The sequence below is a fragment of the Allocoprobacillus halotolerans genome (assembly GCF_024399475.1).
In the GTDB taxonomy this organism is placed as follows: domain Bacteria; phylum Bacillota_I; class Bacilli_A; order Erysipelotrichales; family Coprobacillaceae; genus Allocoprobacillus; species Allocoprobacillus halotolerans.
In genome coordinates this window covers 21,260-41,032 of record NZ_CP101620.1, presented here as the reverse complement: position 1 = coordinate 41,032, position 19,773 = coordinate 21,260, and the positions used below count along the sequence as shown (strand labels likewise).

At 29.1% G+C, this 19,773-nt stretch carries 17 protein-coding genes and 3 pseudogenes; 14 read left to right on the top strand and 6 right to left on the bottom strand.

All coding sequences use genetic code 11. The features are described from left to right. Positions 1-107 precede the first annotated feature (107 nt). On the bottom strand, positions 108-566 hold the full coding sequence (locus NMU03_RS00230; RefSeq protein WP_290140304.1) for a hypothetical protein: 459 nt from the start codon (positions 564-566) through the stop codon (positions 108-110). Between the two features lie 638 nt (positions 567-1,204). Then, positions 1,205-3,244, bottom strand: coding sequence for an AIPR family protein (locus tag NMU03_RS00225; RefSeq protein ID WP_290140302.1), 2,040 nt, complete (start codon positions 3,242-3,244; stop codon positions 1,205-1,207). Positions 3,245-4,278: 1,034 nt separating this feature from the next. On the opposite strand from NMU03_RS00225, the gene NMU03_RS00220 reads away from it, so the two are divergent. From NMU03_RS00220 to NMU03_RS17410, 8 genes and pseudogenes are all read left to right on the top strand, one after another. Further along, positions 4,279-5,550: a transposase gene (locus NMU03_RS00220; protein ID WP_290138468.1), complete on the top strand. Its 1,272-nt coding sequence runs from the start codon at positions 4,279-4,281 to the stop codon at positions 5,548-5,550. A 257-nt stretch (positions 5,551-5,807) separates the two neighbouring features. Then, positions 5,808-6,005 carry a helix-turn-helix domain-containing protein gene (locus NMU03_RS00215; protein WP_290140301.1) on the top strand — a complete coding sequence of 66 codons (198 nt, stop codon included), beginning with the start codon at positions 5,808-5,810 and terminating at the stop codon, positions 6,003-6,005. Positions 6,006-6,020: 15 nt separating this feature from the next. Next, positions 6,021-6,691, top strand: a pseudogene (gene dcm, locus NMU03_RS17415) (DNA (cytosine-5-)-methyltransferase). Between the two features lie 41 nt (positions 6,692-6,732). Then, on the top strand, positions 6,733-8,043 hold the full coding sequence (locus NMU03_RS00200) for a DNA cytosine methyltransferase (protein WP_290140295.1): 1,311 nt from the start codon (positions 6,733-6,735) through the stop codon (positions 8,041-8,043). Positions 8,044-8,299: 256 nt separating this feature from the next. Next, positions 8,300-8,716 (top strand): hypothetical protein, encoded by a 417-nt coding sequence (locus NMU03_RS00195; protein WP_290140293.1) that lies wholly within the window; start codon positions 8,300-8,302, stop codon positions 8,714-8,716. Then, positions 8,689-8,910, top strand: coding sequence for a hypothetical protein (locus NMU03_RS00190; RefSeq protein ID WP_290140291.1), 222 nt, complete (start codon positions 8,689-8,691; stop codon positions 8,908-8,910). The genes NMU03_RS00195 and NMU03_RS00190 overlap by 28 nt, the downstream gene beginning before the upstream one ends. An 89-nt stretch (positions 8,911-8,999) precedes the next feature. Then, positions 9,000-9,875, top strand: coding sequence for a hypothetical protein (locus tag NMU03_RS00185; protein ID WP_290140289.1), 876 nt, complete (start codon positions 9,000-9,002; stop codon positions 9,873-9,875). A gap of 469 nt (positions 9,876-10,344) precedes the next feature. Continuing rightward, the gene (locus tag NMU03_RS17410; RefSeq protein WP_353956721.1) at positions 10,345-10,548 is read left to right on the top strand and encodes an ATP-binding protein; all 204 of its coding nucleotides are present in this window, start codon (positions 10,345-10,347) and stop codon (positions 10,546-10,548) included. 187 nt (positions 10,549-10,735) lie between these two features. Here the strand turns inward: NMU03_RS17410 and NMU03_RS17405 are convergent. After that, positions 10,736-10,831, bottom strand: a pseudogene (locus NMU03_RS17405) (hypothetical protein); the annotation flags it as partial. Positions 10,832-11,244: 413 nt separating this feature from the next. Further along, positions 11,245-11,829, bottom strand: coding sequence for a hypothetical protein (locus tag NMU03_RS00180; protein ID WP_353956639.1), 585 nt, complete (start codon positions 11,827-11,829; stop codon positions 11,245-11,247). Between the two features lie 356 nt (positions 11,830-12,185). Between NMU03_RS00180 and pnuC the strand changes: the two genes are divergently transcribed. The 3 genes from pnuC to NMU03_RS00165 all read left to right on the top strand — a co-directional run bounded on the left by pnuC (position 12,186) and on the right by NMU03_RS00165 (position 14,812). Beyond that, entirely contained in the window at positions 12,186-13,412 is a 1,227-nt protein-coding gene (gene pnuC, locus NMU03_RS00175; RefSeq protein WP_290140287.1) for a nicotinamide riboside transporter PnuC, read from the top strand. A 77-nt stretch (positions 13,413-13,489) separates the two neighbouring features. Further along, positions 13,490-14,047 (top strand): elongation factor P, encoded by a 558-nt coding sequence (gene efp / locus NMU03_RS00170; protein WP_290140285.1) that lies wholly within the window; start codon positions 13,490-13,492, stop codon positions 14,045-14,047. 18 nt (positions 14,048-14,065) lie between these two features. Beyond that, the gene (locus NMU03_RS00165) at positions 14,066-14,812 is read left to right on the top strand and encodes an SDR family NAD(P)-dependent oxidoreductase (protein WP_290140283.1); all 747 of its coding nucleotides are present in this window, start codon (positions 14,066-14,068) and stop codon (positions 14,810-14,812) included. Here the strand turns inward: NMU03_RS00165 and NMU03_RS00160 are convergent. Both NMU03_RS00160 and NMU03_RS00155 read right to left on the bottom strand, forming a co-directional pair. Then, a complete protein-coding gene (locus NMU03_RS00160) occupies positions 14,809-16,068 on the bottom strand; it encodes a methionine gamma-lyase family protein (RefSeq protein WP_290140281.1) in 1,260 nt (419 codons plus the stop codon). The two genes, NMU03_RS00165 and NMU03_RS00160, sit on opposite strands and share 4 nt — an antisense overlap. A 497-nt stretch (positions 16,069-16,565) precedes the next feature. After that, positions 16,566-17,207 (bottom strand): annotated as a pseudogene (locus NMU03_RS00155) (Type 1 glutamine amidotransferase-like domain-containing protein); the annotation flags it as partial. 250 nt (positions 17,208-17,457) lie between these two features. On the opposite strand from NMU03_RS00155, the gene NMU03_RS00150 reads away from it, so the two are divergent. The 3 genes from NMU03_RS00150 (at position 17,458) to NMU03_RS00140 (ending at position 19,660) form a co-directional block, all read left to right on the top strand. Then, positions 17,458-17,904: a TetR/AcrR family transcriptional regulator gene (locus NMU03_RS00150; RefSeq protein ID WP_290140279.1), complete on the top strand. Its 447-nt coding sequence runs from the start codon at positions 17,458-17,460 to the stop codon at positions 17,902-17,904. A 212-nt stretch (positions 17,905-18,116) separates the two neighbouring features. Further along, positions 18,117-18,776 carry a GNAT family N-acetyltransferase gene (locus NMU03_RS00145; RefSeq protein WP_290140277.1) on the top strand — a complete coding sequence of 220 codons (660 nt, stop codon included), beginning with the start codon at positions 18,117-18,119 and terminating at the stop codon, positions 18,774-18,776. After that, complete coding sequence (locus NMU03_RS00140) at positions 18,776-19,660, top strand: SPL family radical SAM protein (protein ID WP_290140276.1); 885 nt, start codon at positions 18,776-18,778, stop codon at positions 19,658-19,660. The genes NMU03_RS00145 and NMU03_RS00140 overlap by 1 nt, the downstream gene beginning before the upstream one ends. Positions 19,661-19,773: the final 113 nt, after the last annotated feature.

The window sequence follows — 19,773 nt, the reverse complement described above, 5'->3', positions numbered from 1 at the left end:
AATAATAGAGATTGTATATTATGGAGTTTATTTGTAGTATCGTTCATAACATTTTTAATTTTTCTTTTTTGTTTTAAAAGAAAAAAATATTTATTAAACAAGATGATTCAGAAATGTTTTAGTGGAATTATACCCATCCAATCAGTTTCACATCTTTCACCCGGCTTATATTCAATATGCATTGCCAGCTGATGTTTTTCAACATACTGCTTGTAGACATTACAGGATTGCGTATATTTCAAATATGATTCATTGAGTACAATGCTTTCTTCAACATATTCTTCCCATAAAATCATAAGAGTCACACCTTTTCGTTTGAGTTCCTGATGAATATGATTGCAGTCAGGTTGCCTATGAATGCTTTTCACCTCCTTTCTTTTGTTTTGAAATAAGTCAAGAAATGTTTCATCATCCATGTCTTTGACATCGTCATATGTCAAATTCAAATCAGCCAATTTTTTCAGTGTCTGTCTGATTTTACGATCTGAAGTCTTGATCATCTTGCATATGGAACGTTGGGAAAATCCCTGATGAGATAGACGGATGATTTCCTTTTCTTTCAGCATAAAGAAACCTCCTTTCATTAAAATGTGTGTAGATAAATCTACAAAACAATTTTAACGCCTGGAGGCTTTGCTTTATATATAATAACCAATAAAATTGTCGTCATTTTGATTAACACACTGTCGTCACTTCATTAACACGGTGTCGTCAGCAGGCTGAAATATTCAATCGGGATTGAGGGTAAAAGGCAGCTCGTAATCTTCAATCTCAATATCTTCCTCTTTTTTATACCGAGCTTTTCTTTGATTTCCTCAAACTCCATAGGGCAGACAAACCATGCACCTGCATAATCGTTTTAATTATCACGATAAGGCTTTGTGGTGTTGAGGATATACAATCTCATTTCATACATTGAATGACGTGTCACTTCCTTTCATCTTTTTTAGTATTTCCATTAAAAAGGGATACTTTACGTTAAATACATAATGAGAAAAATCTTCTAATTGGTTTAGGAGATACGAAAGAGGTGGCAGCTTTTTAAATTCCTGCCATACCTCTTATGGTAAGGTAATTCAGAAATATAAGTGCAGCTGATCCACTGTTTCATATTATCAAAAATATCTGTATCCAAAATCAACCTCAAATCATAAATTTTGGTAAGAAAAAAGCAGTAAACCTCTAAGATTTACTGCTAATCCAACTATTTTTGTGATATGAATCTTTGTGATTCTTTAACTTTATCAGAAAATTCTTGACACACACTATTATACTTATCAACAATCTTTAAAGCATAAACTTTTCGATTATTACGATTTTCTTCATGTAAATTTTGATGAATGTCTGTAAAAAAGCTATTTCCAATTAGTTTGTAAGCAAAATCATTATCAGATGTTATTTTTTCTAAATAAACAAGATTTTTATTGAAGTTATATCGTAAGTCGCCATCTATACTCATATTTTTAAAAGGTACTAAATAATCATCTACAATATCTAAAAAATGTTTGACAGCTTTTAAGTCTTTTTCAGTCCAACCGATGTGTAGATACATTAACAAATTATTCATGAGTGATATAGACTTAGTTATTTCAGTATCATTCTTATTTATTACAACTTTGTCAATACATTGTATGGCCTTTAGAATAAAGGAATCAAATAGAGTATCATCTTCTATTTTAGCTATTAAGTATTCACAATAGGAGGTCATCTTTCTTGAATTACGCTGAGGCTTCTTTATATCTTTCCAAATACTATCTGCAATCAATAATTGAATATAATATCTAAATTTATAATAAATTTGCTCCAATTTATTGTTCATAAAGGAACATTCCACATGATAGTTTAAAAGAGCTGCAGTATAATACATAATAGGATTGTCATTTGATAAAAATATTTGCCTATTTTCATCTTGCAATTTACCAGAGAATCTACTTGCTATATGAGGGATTTGTAAAAATACTGAAGCAAAACAACGCATTTGTGCATCTGGGTTAACTATTTTAATTGGAATTGCATCTGGATTGCTTCGATATTGTCCCTCTCGACGTTCATAATATAATTTAGTAAAGGTAGTGTAAGTAGAATAAAATGCCTCTAATTCTTGCTGGTATTCAGTCATAGAAAGTAATTGTATTTCTTCGACTTCAGTTTGATTATTAGTGGCTTTTACGATATCTCTAATGATATCATCTTTTTGTGTAATAACAATTTTTACACTAATCCACATATCGTCAGTAATATCTGACACATTTTCGGATAATACATTTGTAGTTTGGCATCCGTTGACTACATAAAAATTCTTAATTGTATATTTCCCCTGCATTTTGCTTAGGGATTTACCAACAATAGTTATTCCGTTATTTAATAATCCAAAATAGGATTTATTTCTAGACTTAAGTGTTGTTACAATATCTTGATTTACACGATTTGTTTCAATCCCTGCAAAATCTCTTACATTTAATTCAAATATTCCATTTCTAATTTTACCAGTGTCATCTAAAACAATTTTTAGGTATTCTTTAATTGATAAAATTACGAAATATGCTTCATCAACATTTTCCATATATGGTATTTCTATTTTTTGAGATAAGGTGAAAGTAGCAGAATTTTGTACTTTTGTATTTTCATACTGTTTTCGAATAAAAGCCTTATCTTTTATTTGTATAGAGATATTGTTTTCTTCAAAGATTTCTAGGGATTTTAGACTTTCCATAATTCTTTGTTTAGTTGAAAGAATATTATCATCTTCAATATACTTTCCAGGAGTAACATAAAATAGAGTACATTTTATATTTTTAATGTATTCATAATTGTTAATCAGCTTCTGTATCATAAAATATTTGCTTTTAACCTTTTCATTCATAATTTTTTTAATTTCATGTTCTGCCCTGAACATATCTAAAACCCCGTCAGCAAAAGATGATATTTCTTTGCATTCAAAACCTTCTGTGGTTTTTGTTTGAATAAAAAATAATTCAACATTTAACTCCATGCCTTTGTCCAGAATATCGTTTATATCTCCCATATCTAAAACATATCTATTGTTTATTGCAATAGCAATACCATCTATACCAGCATCGTTACCATTTCCAACGCAAGTTGTTAATAAATTGAAATTAGAAATATTATTCGTAGCTAAACAAATATAGTTAATAAATTTTTCAAAATTTGCATCGGTTTTTCCGTCAAAAATTTGTTGTTCTTTTAAAAACTTTGAAAAATATGTACTTAAAATAATATCCATCTGTATCCTCCCTATATTAAGATATTATTAATTATACCATAATTCGACAGATATTACAGGGATTATTGGTTTCAAAAATAATTGTCTGAATTAAAAACTTAAATTCCACTTCTAAATGTTGCAAATTGAATAGAGTTATGCAGTAATTTCTAGTAGAACTTACTCTTTCATTTAGCTGTATAATATTATTAGTGATTGGTGGTAGCGAATTAAGGAAAGGAGCCATTATTATGGCTGGTACTAATAAAAATACTTATCTGAAAGTGATAGACAAATCATATTAACTCGTATTTTAAATGGATTTTCTAAAAAATCGCTAATACGTTAGGTAAGGATAAATCCACAATTGGCAAAGAAATCAAACTTCATCACCAACGAACTTACATATCATCTTTTTCTTTGTCTTGCAATAATTATAAATACTGCAAACATGATTGTAATTGTTCTAATTCTTGACAAGCCTTAAATAGTGAATTTTATGCAATGTAGAAGGCTTGTTTCTGTGTTAAAATGCAGTTAGCCACTTGATATTATTCTTTATAGATATCTAGTTGGCTTATCAATACTGATAAGGATTTGATAAAAGTCCATCAGCTACGAGATAGAATATGAATAATCAAGTTAGAGAGAACACGAGGTAAGATATTTACTAAACAAATTTGTTTAAGTTTAGCTTTCCTTGGTTGAGTTCGAATAAATAGATAACTCAAAATAATTGATAAATAAAGGATATTTTGAATATTAAAAAGAAAATGACCATAAATTGACCTTAAAAATTCAACTGAGAGTTGATACTTTTTTGATTATATCAAGATTACAATCATTTTTGTATTCATTTTATATGCACTTGAAAAAAATATCTATCTCAAAAATTTATCTATAGTTATATTTGTGTTTGAGTTTCGGTAAAAAAATAAAAAACAGGTAAAAAGTTATTCACAAATTGCCTGTTTTGCTTTATTTATAAGGAAAATCAGCCTCTAAAATGTTATAATAATTTTATCTCAATAAACAAAATTTAGGAGGGATTTTCCATGAGTTATTTTACCACAGATCTATATGAAACGAAAAGAGAAATTGTCAATTTTTCTAATAAATTATCAGACAGTCTTGATAAACCTGCTGCCAAGTTTGTCATGGACATGATGTTTGGTCTTGCAAGAAGTCAAAGTGTTCTACTTAGCGATATTGCCAGAGCTCTTGATGAAAATATCAAGCTCAATTATACAATTGACAGATTATCCAATCATTTGGCTCAATTTGATGATGAAGCAATGAACCAAATGAAATCCAATTATAATGATATGGTTATCAAGCATCTTAGCGAAGACAGGATCATTTTACTTGATAACAGTGAAATCATCAAAAAATATGGAAGAAAATTTGAAGATCTTTGTATGGTCAGGGATGCTTCCTCACTTAAGGATGACATTTATCCTGGATACCATGTATGTGAGGCAACTGCCCTCACACAGGATCAACATCATCCAATATCTTTGTATAGCCATATCTATTCAACTGAAAGTGAAGGATTCAAGTCAATGAACGATGAAACAATAAAGAGCATAAAATATGTCAAATCTCTCATTCCTGAAAGATGTACATTTGTATGTGACAGAGGATATGATGCCAATGTATTTTATGATTACTTCATAGATGAAAATCATAATGCAGATGATTTCATCATCAGACTCAAAGAAAATAGAACATTATTGTTTAAAGGGAAGCCAAAGAAAGTAGGAGAAATCGCCAAAAGAAGAAAAGGCAAGATTAAGATGAACATGTATTTTTCTAAGGAAGACAGTGAAGTCTATGTATCACATACGAGAGTGGAACTGCCATCACAAAAGGGAAGGATATTAAATCTAGTCATTGTGTATGGATTAAGTGAAGAAAAACCGATGATGCTTTTAACGAATAGAGAGATCAGGAATAAAAGAGATGTGCATAAGATAGTGAGGGCATATATGTCAAGGTGGCGAATCGAGGAGAAATTCAGATTCAAAAAGAATCAGTATGGTTTTGAAAATATAAGAGTAAGGACGATGAAATCAATAAATGTATTGAATACGATATTGATGATGCATATAGGGCATATAACACTGTTGGCAGAGAAAGTAGACAAGAAATTACTGGTCATAAAGATGATAGAGAGAAGCAAATCGCTTAAAGGAAAGAGATATTACTGGTGCTATCAGATCAGTAAAGGGATACAGGAAATATTAAAATATGCACAAAAGGGAATCAAGGAGTTTCAAAATATAAGAGAGAAGCAGGAATACAGGCAGCTGCAACTGAAACTATAAAATGAACATATAGTAAATAATAAAAAAGGTCATGAAAATGACACTTTTTCAGCTACAATAAAAAGAGAACAAAAACAAAAAAGATGATATAGATAAGAAAACAAGGGTTATGACAATAAACAACAAGACATACCCTTCAAAAAAGAATGCAAAAAACCGAAAGTCAAAATTTGTGCCATTGAAAAAATGATAAATATATGTTATATTATCCCCATAGATAATTTTATTATCTATGGGGATAATATTGGAGGCATAATATGAAGGTTTCATATGATAAATTATGGAAATTATTGATTGATAAGAGCATGAAAAAAACAGATTTAATAAAAGAAGTTGGAATATCTCCAAATACTTTATCAAAACTTGGTAAGAATGAGTTTGTTAAAATGGAAACTATTAGTAAAATAGCTCTATATTTGAATGTTCAAATTTCAGATATAGCTCATATTGAATAAGTAAGGAGTAATAAAATGGAAATTGATAATCCTATAAAAATAGCTTCATTATTTTCGGGAATTGGAGGTTTTGAAGAAGGAATAAAATTGTCTAATATACCACATAAAGTAGTATTTGCTTCAGAAATTGATAAATACGCTAAATTGTCATATAGTGCTAATTTTGATAGCAATTGTTTGTATGGTGATATAAAATCTATAGATGAAAGTGAAGTTCCAGACCATGATTGTATGGTTGCAGGATTTCCGTGCCAGTCTTTTAGTATAGCGGGGAAGAAGGAGGGTTTCAATGACACTAGAGGAACGCTTTTTTTGATGTGGTTAGAATTTTAAAAGCAAAAAAACCAAAGTACATTATTCTAGAAAATGTAAAAAATTTAATTAGTCATGATGGAGGAAGAACTATAAGAATTATATTAAGTACATTAAGTCAAATTGGATATTCAATTGATTTTACAATAATCAATTCTAATGAGGCCGGTGTTCCACAGAATAGAGATAGAACATATATAGTTGGGATTTATAATGGAAAAATTGAAAAGTTTGTTAATGATTACAGAAATTTTACAGTTAACCGTCTAAAAAAAGAATTAAATGAAGAGAAATTTAGAGGTTTTAATTTTTTTAAGGATCTTATGTTTTCAAATAAAAAAACATATATAGAGGATGTTTTAGAAAAAAAGTAGATAGAAAATATTACTTAAATAGTGATAAAGTGAGTGAATACTTGTCAATAATAAAGTGTAAAGATTCATTGCAAAATGAAAATAAAATAATAAAATTATTTGATTTGCCTAAAGAAGTCCATAATGATTTAGAACGACAAAGAAGAGTATATTCAGTAAAAGGGATATCACCCACGGTATTGGCAAGATCTGATTCAACCAAAATTTATATAGATAAAGAAAAAAGCATAAGAAAAATAACACCAGAAGAAAATTTCTATATTCAAGGGTTTGAAAAAGATTTTGTTGAGAATATAGATAAAATTGGAATGTCCGCAACTCAAATGTATAAACAGTCTGGAAATGCAGTTAGTCCACCAGTAATTAAAGATATTTTTAAAAAATTGGTAGAAACACAGGAAGATTTTAAATTTATTGATTTATTTTCTGGGTTGGGCGGTTTTAGAATCGCAATGGAGGAAATTGGTGGTAAATGTGTTTTTTCTTCTGAGATAGATAAATATGCTGCTGAAACGTATAAAGATAATTTCGGGTCTATGCCTAGAGGTGATATAACTAAAATTGATGGGAAAGAGGTTCCTGATCATGATATCTTATGTGCTGGATTTCCTTGTCAACCATTCAGTATAGCAGGTAAAAGATTAGGATTTGAGGATACTAGGGGTACATTGTTTTTTGATGTATTGAGAATAATAAAAGATAAAAAACCTAAAGCATTTTTTCTAGAAAATGTGGCAGGTTTAAAAAGTCATGATAATGGTAGAACTTTGAATGTTATTGAAGAATCTCTTAAAAAGCAAGATTATTATATAGATTGGAGAATAATAAATGCTAAGGATGTTGGAATTCCACAAAATAGAAATAGATGGTACTGTGTAGGTGTTAGAAAAGATTTAGTTGAAAATGACTGTTTCAATTTTTCCTTTCCGTCTAATAAGCCATTGGAATACACAATTGATGATGTATTAGAAGAACAAGTTAGTGATGAATATGCAATTTCAGATGTTGCTAAAAACAATATTAATGCTCATATTGCAAAATTTTTAAATTCAAATAGATATGATAAGAAACATAAAATAATAGCTACTGAAATAAGAAAATCAAAGTGTAATTTTAGATGTGATGGAATATCGCCATGTCTTACTGCTAAAATGGGTACAGGAGGAAATAATATTCCCGTCTTAGTTGAACAAAATAGAAAATTAACTGAAAGAGAGTGTTTAAGGATAATGGGGTTTCCTGAAAGATATTGTGTAAAACTAAATAGTTATCAAAGCTATAAACAAATCGGAAATAGTGTAGTGATTCCAGTGATTAAGGAGATAGCAACAGAACTAAAAAAATATTTATAGTTTTGCTAAGGAACTGTGCTTTGGTGTTGGATTAGATGTGTAATGTGGTTGGATGTTGAATTGATATACATCTTTTTTAATTAGTAATCAAATTACAATAATATCTATATATAGCGCTATCATTTCATTCTATTCTGTTCTATTTATTTTTTAAGAAATTTGAGATAAATAACTTAAATTATTTTTGTACTCTGGACTGTGGTATTTAAAACTGATAAAATAATTAGAGAGTTCAAATTTAATTTAGGGGGATTTTATGAGAAGGGATATTGGCAATAATGCGCATGGAAATAGAAATGAATTAAATTTTGTGGACAGTATAAATAAAGGATTAGGAGGTTTAAATCTTAATTTAAAAGAGTTTATAAAATATATATGCAAAAACGAAAATATAGATTTTAATTTAGTGACGGATATTTCTGCAAAGTATGAAAGTAATACTAAGTTAAAACAAGACTGTTATATATTCATAGATGACAAGAAGTTTTATATTAGCCTTAAAATGGGTTCTGGGAACTCCGTTCATCAAGAAAAGTGTGAAGATTTTATTGAATATATAAAAAAGAATTTGGTGCTCCTGATGATATATGTGATCTTTGGCGATTCTTTTTGTGGGCAGATGGAACTCTTGATGGAACTGGAAATATGGAAAAAGGAGCAGATGGAAACATAATTAGTAGATTTACAGCGACTATGTTTAAGAAAAACTTTCCTGATAAAAGAGAAAAACTACAAAATTTTTTAGCTAAGAATGAATTAAAACTTATTGAACATTTTTTATTCATAGGACGTCATAGTAGCAGGGTAGATTATATTTATCATGGAACACCTTTACACGGTAGTTGGATTAGTAAGAAAAAATATTAGATTATCAAGTTAAACATTCAAATATAAACGGCAAAAATACAAGTTGTCTGTCTGTAGGGAAAATGTCTGTCCAATCATGGAATGTTTCTATGAAGGGAAACTCTGAGCATAAAAGAGGATGGATACAAGTCAAGTATGGAAAAATGAATGAAGATTTTGCAAATTTAATGGTTAATGAAAAAGAAAATATTGGAACATTCGACGGGGATTCGCAAGAGTTTAGTTTGACACAGCTTTTAAATAAGAATAAGAATAGTAAATTATGGGCAAAGCTAATTGATGATGAAGATAGAAGTGATTATTTTGCAATAAAGGTTACCAAAAAGCCACTTTCTAAACTAAGTGGTAAAAAAGTATTTCCAAAAAGTGATGCATACATAATTAAAGCGAAAATTGATAGTGAGTCTTTATTAAAAAGAGAATATATATTAACAGAAGATGGTTTGAAAAATATGAAATACACTGTAATACCAAACACTGGTATATCCATCAAGTTAAGAAATTCGAAAAATTATACAATACAAAAGTTTACTAAGGATTCTTTTATAAAAGCTTTTTCTTCTTATATTGACAAAGATAAAATCGAAGAATGCTTGTTGTCATTGCTAATTTATAGCAACGACAAAGAGATATACAAAAATGAGAATATAGCAAGTGATTTAGGTGTAAATTATGACTTATTCATAAAAAGAATGAAAGTTCATTTTTCTGAAATAACTACAGAAAAAGAATTGTTGGATCAAATAAGAAGAGATGCACAAAGTAAATTAATTAATATAATAAAGTCTAATAAACCCTTGATGGAAGCTATTTTTATAGGCAAAGGTTGGTTTAATGATCCCTACTATGCTAGTTATATATATGTTCATGGCGATTTAATAGATAATGTGCCGACTGATTTTTTTCTAACAACTGGTTCAGGAAGAAGCAAAGGAAAATATACTATTGAAATCAAACCCAGATAATAGTATTTCAACCTTGAAATTGATTATATAACATGTTAGGAAATTAAAATGGTTTGAAGTGCAAAAAAAGATATCAACTATTCTCAATACCTAGCCTAAGTCTAATATAAATAAATTGTTTTAAGTTCAATTGTACTAAACTGTATGGAAATTCTAAGTTGATTATTTTTATTTAAAAGAATAATCAATGTGGGTTCTACAAGAAATCAAATAAAAGTATTTTTAGCCTCATCAGTATTAATGATCATTCAAGAACACTGATGACCTTATTCAATAAAGAAGAATCAAATCCTCAAGTATGACCATTGACATTGATGAAAGTATGTTCACTGGTTAAAAGAGTAAATTTCAACAGGATAGATGACAAAGGGATCTTCTATAGATTTCTCTGTCTTCCTCTTATGCTTGTAAAAGGAACTGACAGCGATGCGAAGAAGACGCAGAACTAAAAAGAGGATGAAATAAACTTATTAATAAATATGCTAAGTGTCCTTTACTTATCTTAGATGAATGGCTCATAAACTCCATGAATGAACAAGAAATAGAATTTATTTTTGGGCTCGTGGAAAGAAAATATCAAAATAAATCAACTATATTTTGTACACAATTCAAAATAGAATCCTGGCATACGCGATTGGGTGGAGGGCTACATGCAGATGCAATCATGGATTGAATTATTCATAACTCAGTTACGATTAATGCAGGTGACGTCAATATGAGAGAAGTGACTTCAAATATGAACAAAGAATAAAAAATAGGCACCACCTTTGAGCGATGCTATTCATTTGCACAGATGGTGCTACAATTATCTACTACTGGTGCTTATGTTGTGAATTAAGTGGTTGAAGAACGTGAAATAATCAATTTTTAATTTGAGTACTAATTCTTTCATCTATTTTACATAAAAAATCAGCAATTTTATCCTGCTCATTTAATAACGGAAGGTAGAAATTAAGAGTTTTTAAACTTTCTTAACCGATATTATAATACTGGGTACCCGCTAAACAGATTATATCTTTTCTTGATAATAGTGATTTTAGGAGATACTGAAAGAATATTCTTCAATTTTTTACCACGAATAACAAAACTTGCCAAAAGTTGCCACATTTGTTTTATCTAAATATGCAATAGTTCTCCCAATGTCTTGAGAAACTTCTGAATTTCGTTAAAATAAATATCTTCGCATGTTACAGAATAATTAATCTTTGGTGAATCGTCTACATCTATTAATCTTTTTATATTGTCATAATATATTGTTTAAAATATCTCCAACAGAAATATATTTTATTCCTTGACCATACTTTTCAGCACTAACATTAATTCCATTTTGAAAAACTAATAAATCATTGAACAGGTTAACCTTCAAGATTTATTTGAAATCAAAAAATCTCAAATTAGGAATTAAATGATTATAAATGTAAAAAAGTGGAACAACGCTGGCGTTGTCCCACATAAAACTTTCGTTTTTGTCCTTCGATATATTATATGCATTGTCTATATAAATAGTCAATAATTTCTTTACAAATTCATAATTTGTAGTAAAAACATTGTCATTAATAAAATAATCTTTATGTATACAGAAACGTTCATCCATTAACTTCTTTAGATTAAGGAATTGTTTTTCTTTTAAAATTTGGCTTGAACATATTTCGTTAAATAAGAATAATGATGCAACAAAATCATGTATGATTGGATTGACAAGTTTCTTTTTTCTAGTGTTTTTACTAATACAAGGCACTTTTATCAATAAACTTACTAATTCCTTATTTGGTTCTATTATATTTCTTTTATCATTAAATAAATGGGTATGCATATATGGTTTTCTAAGTATATTTAATAAACAATTATTATGTGCTGAAGCATTTCTAATAAATTTGAGTGGCCATAGTAAATTTACTATGACATTCGATTTTTTATCTAGATAAAAATTATAATAAAGTTGGAATAGTTTCACAAAATCACCAAACGATAGTACTTCTATAATATTGCATGCAGCCCAATTACTATTGTATTTGTGAATTAAATCAGCACATGCCGAATTTCTTTTTTATGATGAGTGTAGAACAGCTATTTGAAAACCATGGATTGACAATTAAAATAAATGAGACCAGTACAATTTTTATACGATTTAAAAACCAACCAAATAAATGAAGAAATAATTGCGAAAATAAAGATTTGTTTAAATGAAAACTAAGAAAATAAAAATCACTTCAACAATAATTTCTAAATAAAATCTATCACATTTCTCCAAAATAGTTTATAATAAAAAAGCGTCAAAAAACGCATATAAATAGGGAGAGAAGGTTTGATATGATTAAAATTTTTAAAACAAATATAGAGCCTAGAAAAAGGCTAAGAATGATAGAAATGATTATTTCTATTATACTATGTGTGTCATCTATTCTATCAGTTGGATATGGACTTTTAGAAATAAATGCTCATGTGGACAATACTCAATTTATCCAAAGTCTACAAATGACAAGAGATATGGAGTTAGAAGATTATAGTGAAGATAATACAATTTGTGATGTCACATATACAAATGGTGATAAACAACTTGTTGTTTCTTACTCATATGAAGACTATGAAAAACTAGAAGATCAAACGATTACTGCATATGAATATGAAACAGAAAATGGAACGAAACTCTATTTTGATCATCAAAATATTAACAATCAGGATATTCAAACAGCTTATCAACAAGTTAAAGCTAATGAATTAACTCAAGTGTTTAATTTTGGGATTGCATCTTTCATTTTAATGATTTCTATTTTGATTATGATGCTTTTTGCAAAACTCTTTACAACATATGAAAAAATATGGTTTGTATCAATTATGGTACTAGCCACTATTATTTCAGTTATTTTCCCAGAGGAAAGTGCAAATGGTGTCAATGGAATCATTATCATGTTGCTTTATTTACTAGATACATTCTTGAACATTCTTTGTGAGTTATTGATTTCTAAACAATCAAGATACAATTTCCTTGTTTCTGTATTTGTTGAAATTGTAGAAATTGTGATGTGTATTGTTTTAATGTATCGTTTCGCAACAATGGCAACAACATTATTTTTCTGGTTACCTATTGATATTATTAGCTATATCAACTGGTCTAAACATAAAGATGATGAAGAAAGTGAACTCACAGTTGTTAGAAAATTAAAAGGTTATCAAGAAGTTTTAGTTATTATTGGAATTGTGGTGTGGACGATTGTTGTAGGATATTTTATCAGTGGTCTAGATATTGCGACAGATTTCTATAATAATGAAATTTTAGAAACAGCGATTATTTATATTGATGCCTGTGCATCAGCAGTAGGAATTGCTAATGGATTGTTTATTTTCTTTAGATTAAGGGAACAATGGATAGCATGGTATATTTGTGCGTTCCTTGAAGCTCTTATCAATATTATTTCAGGACAATATGTCTTATTAGTACTTAAATTAGGCTATTTTACGAATACAACATATGGATATATCAAATGGAGTCAGTATATTCAGGCACATTCAAAAGAAAAACAGGCACAAATATCATAATGTGTCTTGTAGATTATACATAAACTTGATAAAATAGGCATGTAAAACAAATATATAAAACAAGGAGTGAAAATAATATGGCTATTTCAGCAGGAGATTTTAGAACAGGATTAACTTTAATTGTTGATGGTGATCCTTGTCAGGTTTTAGATTTTCAGCATGTTAAACCAGGTAAGGGAGCTGCTATCTTAAAAACAAAAATGAGAAATTTAAAAACAAACGCAATTCAAGAAAGAAACTTCAATGCTTCTACAAAATTTGATCAAGCGAATATTTCAAGAAAATCTGCACAATATTCATATAAAGATAGTGCAACTTATTATTTTATGGATATGGAAACATATGAAACATATGAATTAGCAGAAGATCAAGTTGGAGATGCAAAATACTATATTATTGAAGGTTCAGAAGTTTCATTAATGTTCTTTGAAGGAGATTTATTATCAGTATCTGTTCCAGAAAAAGTAGAATTAACAATAGTAGAAACTGATCCAGCAATAAAAGGTGCACCATCTAATCAAACAAAAGATGCAGTGACTGATACTGGTTTATCGTTACGTGTTCCTCAATTTATTGAACCTGGTGAAAAAATTGTTGTCTTTACAACAGATGGAAAGTATGCAGGAAGAGCTTAATCAAGCTCTTTTTCAATAATGAGTCAAGTTGTTTTAATTACAGGAGCAGCCAAGGGAATAGGTAAGGCTATTGCAATAGAACTCGCTAAACAAGGATATGATATTGTGATTAATTATTATACATCACAAATAGAAGCATATAAGCTTAAAGAAGAACTGGTGAATACTTACTCTATTCAATGTATGGCGATTCAGGCAGATGTCTCTAAAGAAGATGAAGTGGATGCAATGGTATCTAAGATTGAATCAAAACTAGGTGGTGTTGATGTTTTGATTAATAATGCAGGAATCGATTTATCTAATTTATTTCATCTTAAAAATGCAGATGAATTTAGGAAAACATTGGATGTTAATGTTGTGGGTGCATTTAATTGCAGTAAGCGTGTTTATCGTCATATGTTAGATCAGGAATATGGTAGAATTATTAACATATCATCAACGAATGGTATCAATACTTACTATCCTATGTGTATAGATTATGATGCTTCCAAAGCAGCCTTGATTTCTTTGACACATAATCTTGCATTTGAATTTGCTCCTTATATTCATGTCAATTGTATTGCGCCAGGATTTATTGGAACTGAAAATGAGTTAGATGGTTATGATGAACAATTTTTAAAAGAAGAAACTGAAAAAATTATGGTTCAACGTTATGGCAAACCACAAGAAGTTGCTTATCTAGTTAAATTTTTAATCAGTGATGAAGCTAATTTTATAAATAATACCATTATTCGTATTGATGGTGGACAAAAAGGAAGTTGTTAATCCAACTTCCTTTTCAGATTTGATAATGCAAGTAAAATAGATAATTTTCCGTATTCTAAAGTGAGTCCACCTTGTAAATATAGCGTGTATGGTTCAATGACAGGTGCATCAGCACTTAATTCAATTGTACTTCCTTGTGTAAAACTTCCTGCTGCCATAACTTCATCAAATGGATAGCCAGGCATTGGAGCAGGTAATACATGAACAAAAGAGTCAATTGGACTTGTCTGTTGAATACCTTGCGTAAAATTCACTAAATTATCCTTTGATTTCAATTCTAAAGTTTGAATAATGTCTGTTCTTGGTTCATTATAACGAGGCGAAACATTATCATAGCCTAGCTTTTCTAACATATAAGATGTAAATACAGCTGTTTTTAAAGCGTTTTTTACAGCATTTGGTGCCATAAAAATCCCTTTAAAGAAAGTATTGTTTAGATTGAAATTCGCTCCAAGTTGTTTTCCAATTCCTGGTGCTGTTAAACGTTCAGCAACCATATGGATAAAATCGTGCTTTCCTGCAATATATCCTCCCGTTGGAGCGATGCCACCACCAAGATTTTTCATCAAAGAGCCAACGACAATATCTGCACCAACATGACCAGGTTCTCTTGTTTCCACCAATTCTCCATAACAGTTATCAACCATAATAATAACATCAGTATTCACTTCACGAATTTTAGAAATAATACGTTCAATCTTTGAAATAGATAGTGATTGACGATGTGAATAACCTCTCGATCTTTGAATTTCTACAAGTTTAACATCTTTATTTCTTAATCTCTGTATAATTGTTTCATCATCAAAATCATCATTAACCAATTCGATTTGTTCATAATGAACACCATTAGCTTTTAAAGACTGACTTGAATTACCACTTAATCCAATCATTTCCTGTAAAGAATCATAAGGTGCACCAGATAATGAAATCATAGTATCACCATGTTTTAATAAAGCAGATAGTGTTAAATATAAAGCATTTGTTCCACTCATAATTTGTGGACGAACCAAAGCATCTTCACAACCTAATACAGTCGCAAAAATCTTTTCTAATTTATCTCGTCCTTCATCATAATTTCCATATCCATTAATATCTGCAAAATCAGAATAAGATACTTTGTTTTCTATAAATGCAGATAAGATGCGATTGGAATTAGTTAAACAGATGGAATCAATATTTTTATAAATATCTTCTAAAACAAGATCAGATTCTTTGGCCATTTCAAATAAATCTGGATGAATTTGTTCAAGTATCATATAAAACCTCCTATCAATTCTGCATTGTCTATTATACATGATTATTGTTGATTTGTATGGATATATTTTAAGAAAAGTGAATATTTCAAATGTTTTGAATATCTTGTAAGTTGATATGATTAAGTAATGTCGTTTTTTATTGAAATTAAATTGCTAAAAGCATATACTTATTCTCGAAAAAGTGTATAATAGAGATGAGGAAATCTTTTGATGTTATGAGTACTTACTGATGATGAAGAGTTCCATTTTGAAAGTATTGTATGATGACGAGTGACGGTTCTGACTCGTCGGTAAAATAAAAAATGACCGAGCGATGATGATGTGTGAGAGCAAAGACACATCGATAAAATAAAAAATGGCTTAAGGATGTCAAAAAGGGAAGTCAATTGATGATTTCTTTTTTTATGTGATTTATAAATAGAATATGTTTCATTGAAACATAAAAAGGTGGCTATTCTCTGATTCCACCTTTTATATTCACAAATGACAAAGTCATATCAATATATGTCACTGACTTTTATTGTTTCATTATCATGACATATCATTTGAATTTTTCCATCAACAATCAAATAACTTTCACCATATATCGTTTCTTCATGATCAAGCAATATATAACTACCATCGACCAAAGTAATGAATGGATGATTTATACTATCTTGATAAGTAATATCTTCATATAATCTCATTCCATCTAAATATCTATCTTTCACCATTTGATAATGAGGTAGAATATTTGTTTTGGTTAGACCTAGACCTTCAATCCATCTTTGAAAATTAGAATCAATAGCCTCGCCATCTTCTTCAGGTTGACAGTAAACAAGATCAGCACTATTCATGCTGCCAGCACTGATGCCAATAATAATACCATCAAAATCCTTTATTTTTTCTCTTAAATGAATATTTTTAAAAAATCGATTTTGTGTTGGAACATGCCCACCACCTAAGACTATAACATCATACTTTTGTAAATCATCTTTTGTAAAATTGCTGTATCTTTGATCAATCAAATCAAAGCATTGAATTGAAAATCCATCTTTTAGAAAAGCTTTTCTAAAGAAATCGCACATTTCATCATTTCTATCATAGGCATCAGGGCTAGCTGCAATGATACAACAACGACTCTGATTCTTCCAATATTTTTTTAATTGTTTTACGAAGTGATTTTTTTATCTAAACCATCCACATGTCTGCTTCCATCTAACGGACCTGTGGGACTACTTGTTAAAAAGACAACCATTTTGACACCACCTTTATATAAAAATTATAAAAGAATTTGAAAGAGATTGCAAATATGGAAAATAAGCATAATCTTATTGAATTGGACTTTTTTATTGTTTAAACTAATTTTATTAGTTATAATAGAAATATAATTAGTTTAAGGAGAAAGAAATGAAAAGTCATATAACAGTTGAAATCATTATAGAAACTGCTGCCAAACTATCTAATCATGTAGGTTTAGAAAATTTAACTTTAAAAATGGTAGCGGACGAATTAAAAATAAAATCCCCTTCTTTATATAATCATATTTCTAGTTTAGAAGAAATGAAAAGATTACTTATGATATATGGATGGAAAAATTTAGAAACGAAGATGATAGATGCTGCCATAGGTGTTGCTGGATATCAGGCACTAAGGAATATGTGCTGGGCTTTTTATGATTACGCAATTAATAATAAAGGTGTTTTTAATGCCATGTTGTGGTACAACAAATATGATAATGAAGAAGCGAATCAGGCAACACAGAAACTATTTGATGTTTTATCAAAAGTTATGCGACCATTATATTTAAGTGATGATCATATCAATCATTCAATTAGAACATTAAGAAGTTTTTAGAAGGCTTTGCTTTATTAGTTAATAATAACGCTTTTGGTAATCCGTTATCTATACAAGAAAGCTTTGAATTATCTTTAACCATCATCATGAATGGCATTAAATCTTTAGAAGGAGAAAAAGAAAATGCATGAATATATTAATTTAACATATGACAATATTGATGATGAGCATCTATGTTGTGCAATTGGTGACCCTAAACATCAAACAGGTGTTTGTTTAAAAAAGAGTGGATAAAAAATAAATTAAAAGATGGTCATGTCTTTCGTAAATTAAATGTACGTGGTAAAACTTTTATTGAATATGAACCCATCGAAACAGCTTGGGTTCCAGTGATAGGGCATAACTATGAATATATTTATTGTTTATGGGTTGCAGGAAGTTTTAAAGGTAAAGGGATTGCAAAGGAATTATTGGAATACGCAATTAAAGATGCAAGAGAAAAAGGAAAAAGTGGATTATGTACATTATCATCTCGAAAAAAGAAACCATTTTTACAGGAAAGGAAATTTTTTGAACATTTTGGTTTCCGTGTTGTAGATGAAGTAGGTGAGTATCAATTATTAGCCTTATCTTTTGATGACAAGGAAACTCCACGTTTTCATGATAATGTCAGAAAGATGACAATAGACCAAGATGAATTTACAATTTATTACAGTCCTGCATGTCCTTATGTTCAATATGAAGTTCAAGAACTCACACAATATTGCCAAAATAATGATTTAAAAATAAATTTTATCAAAGTGGATTCTTTAGAAAAAGCCAAAAGTCTTCCTTGTGTTTTTAATCATTGGGCGAATTTCTATAAAGGTCAATTTATATCTCATACCATCTTAAAAGCCAATTCATTTCAAAAGTTACTAAATAAATATTAATGGAATTTATAAAAACAAAAACAATATTAACCAAAGCTAGATATGGTGATCAGTGGTATGACATTGACTATAATATGAATTTATATAAAGGGTGTCCACATGGCTGTATTTATTGTGATAGTAGAAGTCTATGCTATCATATAGAAAATTTTGATATTGTCAGAGGAAAAGAAGATGCTTTAATCATTTTAGAAAAAGAATTGATGCGTAAACGTCAAAAGGGAGTCGTTGGCATAGGTGCAATGTCTGATACATATCATCCGCTTGAAAGAAAGTATAAACAGACAAGAAATGCATTGAAATTACTTGAGCGTTATGGTTTTGGTGTTTCTATTGATACGAAAAGTGATTTGATTTTAAGAGATATCGATTTATTAAAGAAGATAAACTTAAAAAGTCTAGTGATTATTAAGTTCACAATCACAATACCTTATGATGATTTGTCAAAAATCATAGAACCACATGTTTGTGTTTCATCTCAGAGATTCAATGCAATAAAAAATCTGAGTCAACAAGGTCTTTTTGTAGGGGTTATGATGAATCCTGTTCTTCCTTTTGTTACTGATCAAGAAGATGATATGAAAACTTTAGTCCATTTAACTGCAACACATGGCGCAAAGTTTATTCATACATATATGTCAATGACATTAAGAAATATTCAAAGAGAGCATTATTATAAATGTTTAGATCAAAACTTTCCAGGTATAAAAGAAAAGTACATTCAAAACTATGGGAACCAATATCAATGTTATCCCAAACATGCTCAAAAACTTTACCAAATATTTTGTAATGAATGTGAAAAATATGGATTGTTATATCAAATGAGTGATATTATTAAAGCTTATAAGAAAGAAAAAAGGTTCGAACAAATATCATTGTTTTAAAATACATCAATGTGTGTTTTGTAAAAAGTTGTAAATAGCAAGAAGATAAGGGAACCTAAAAATAAGTTTCCTTTTTTTAATATAAATTAATGCTGTTTATATGCTATAATGGG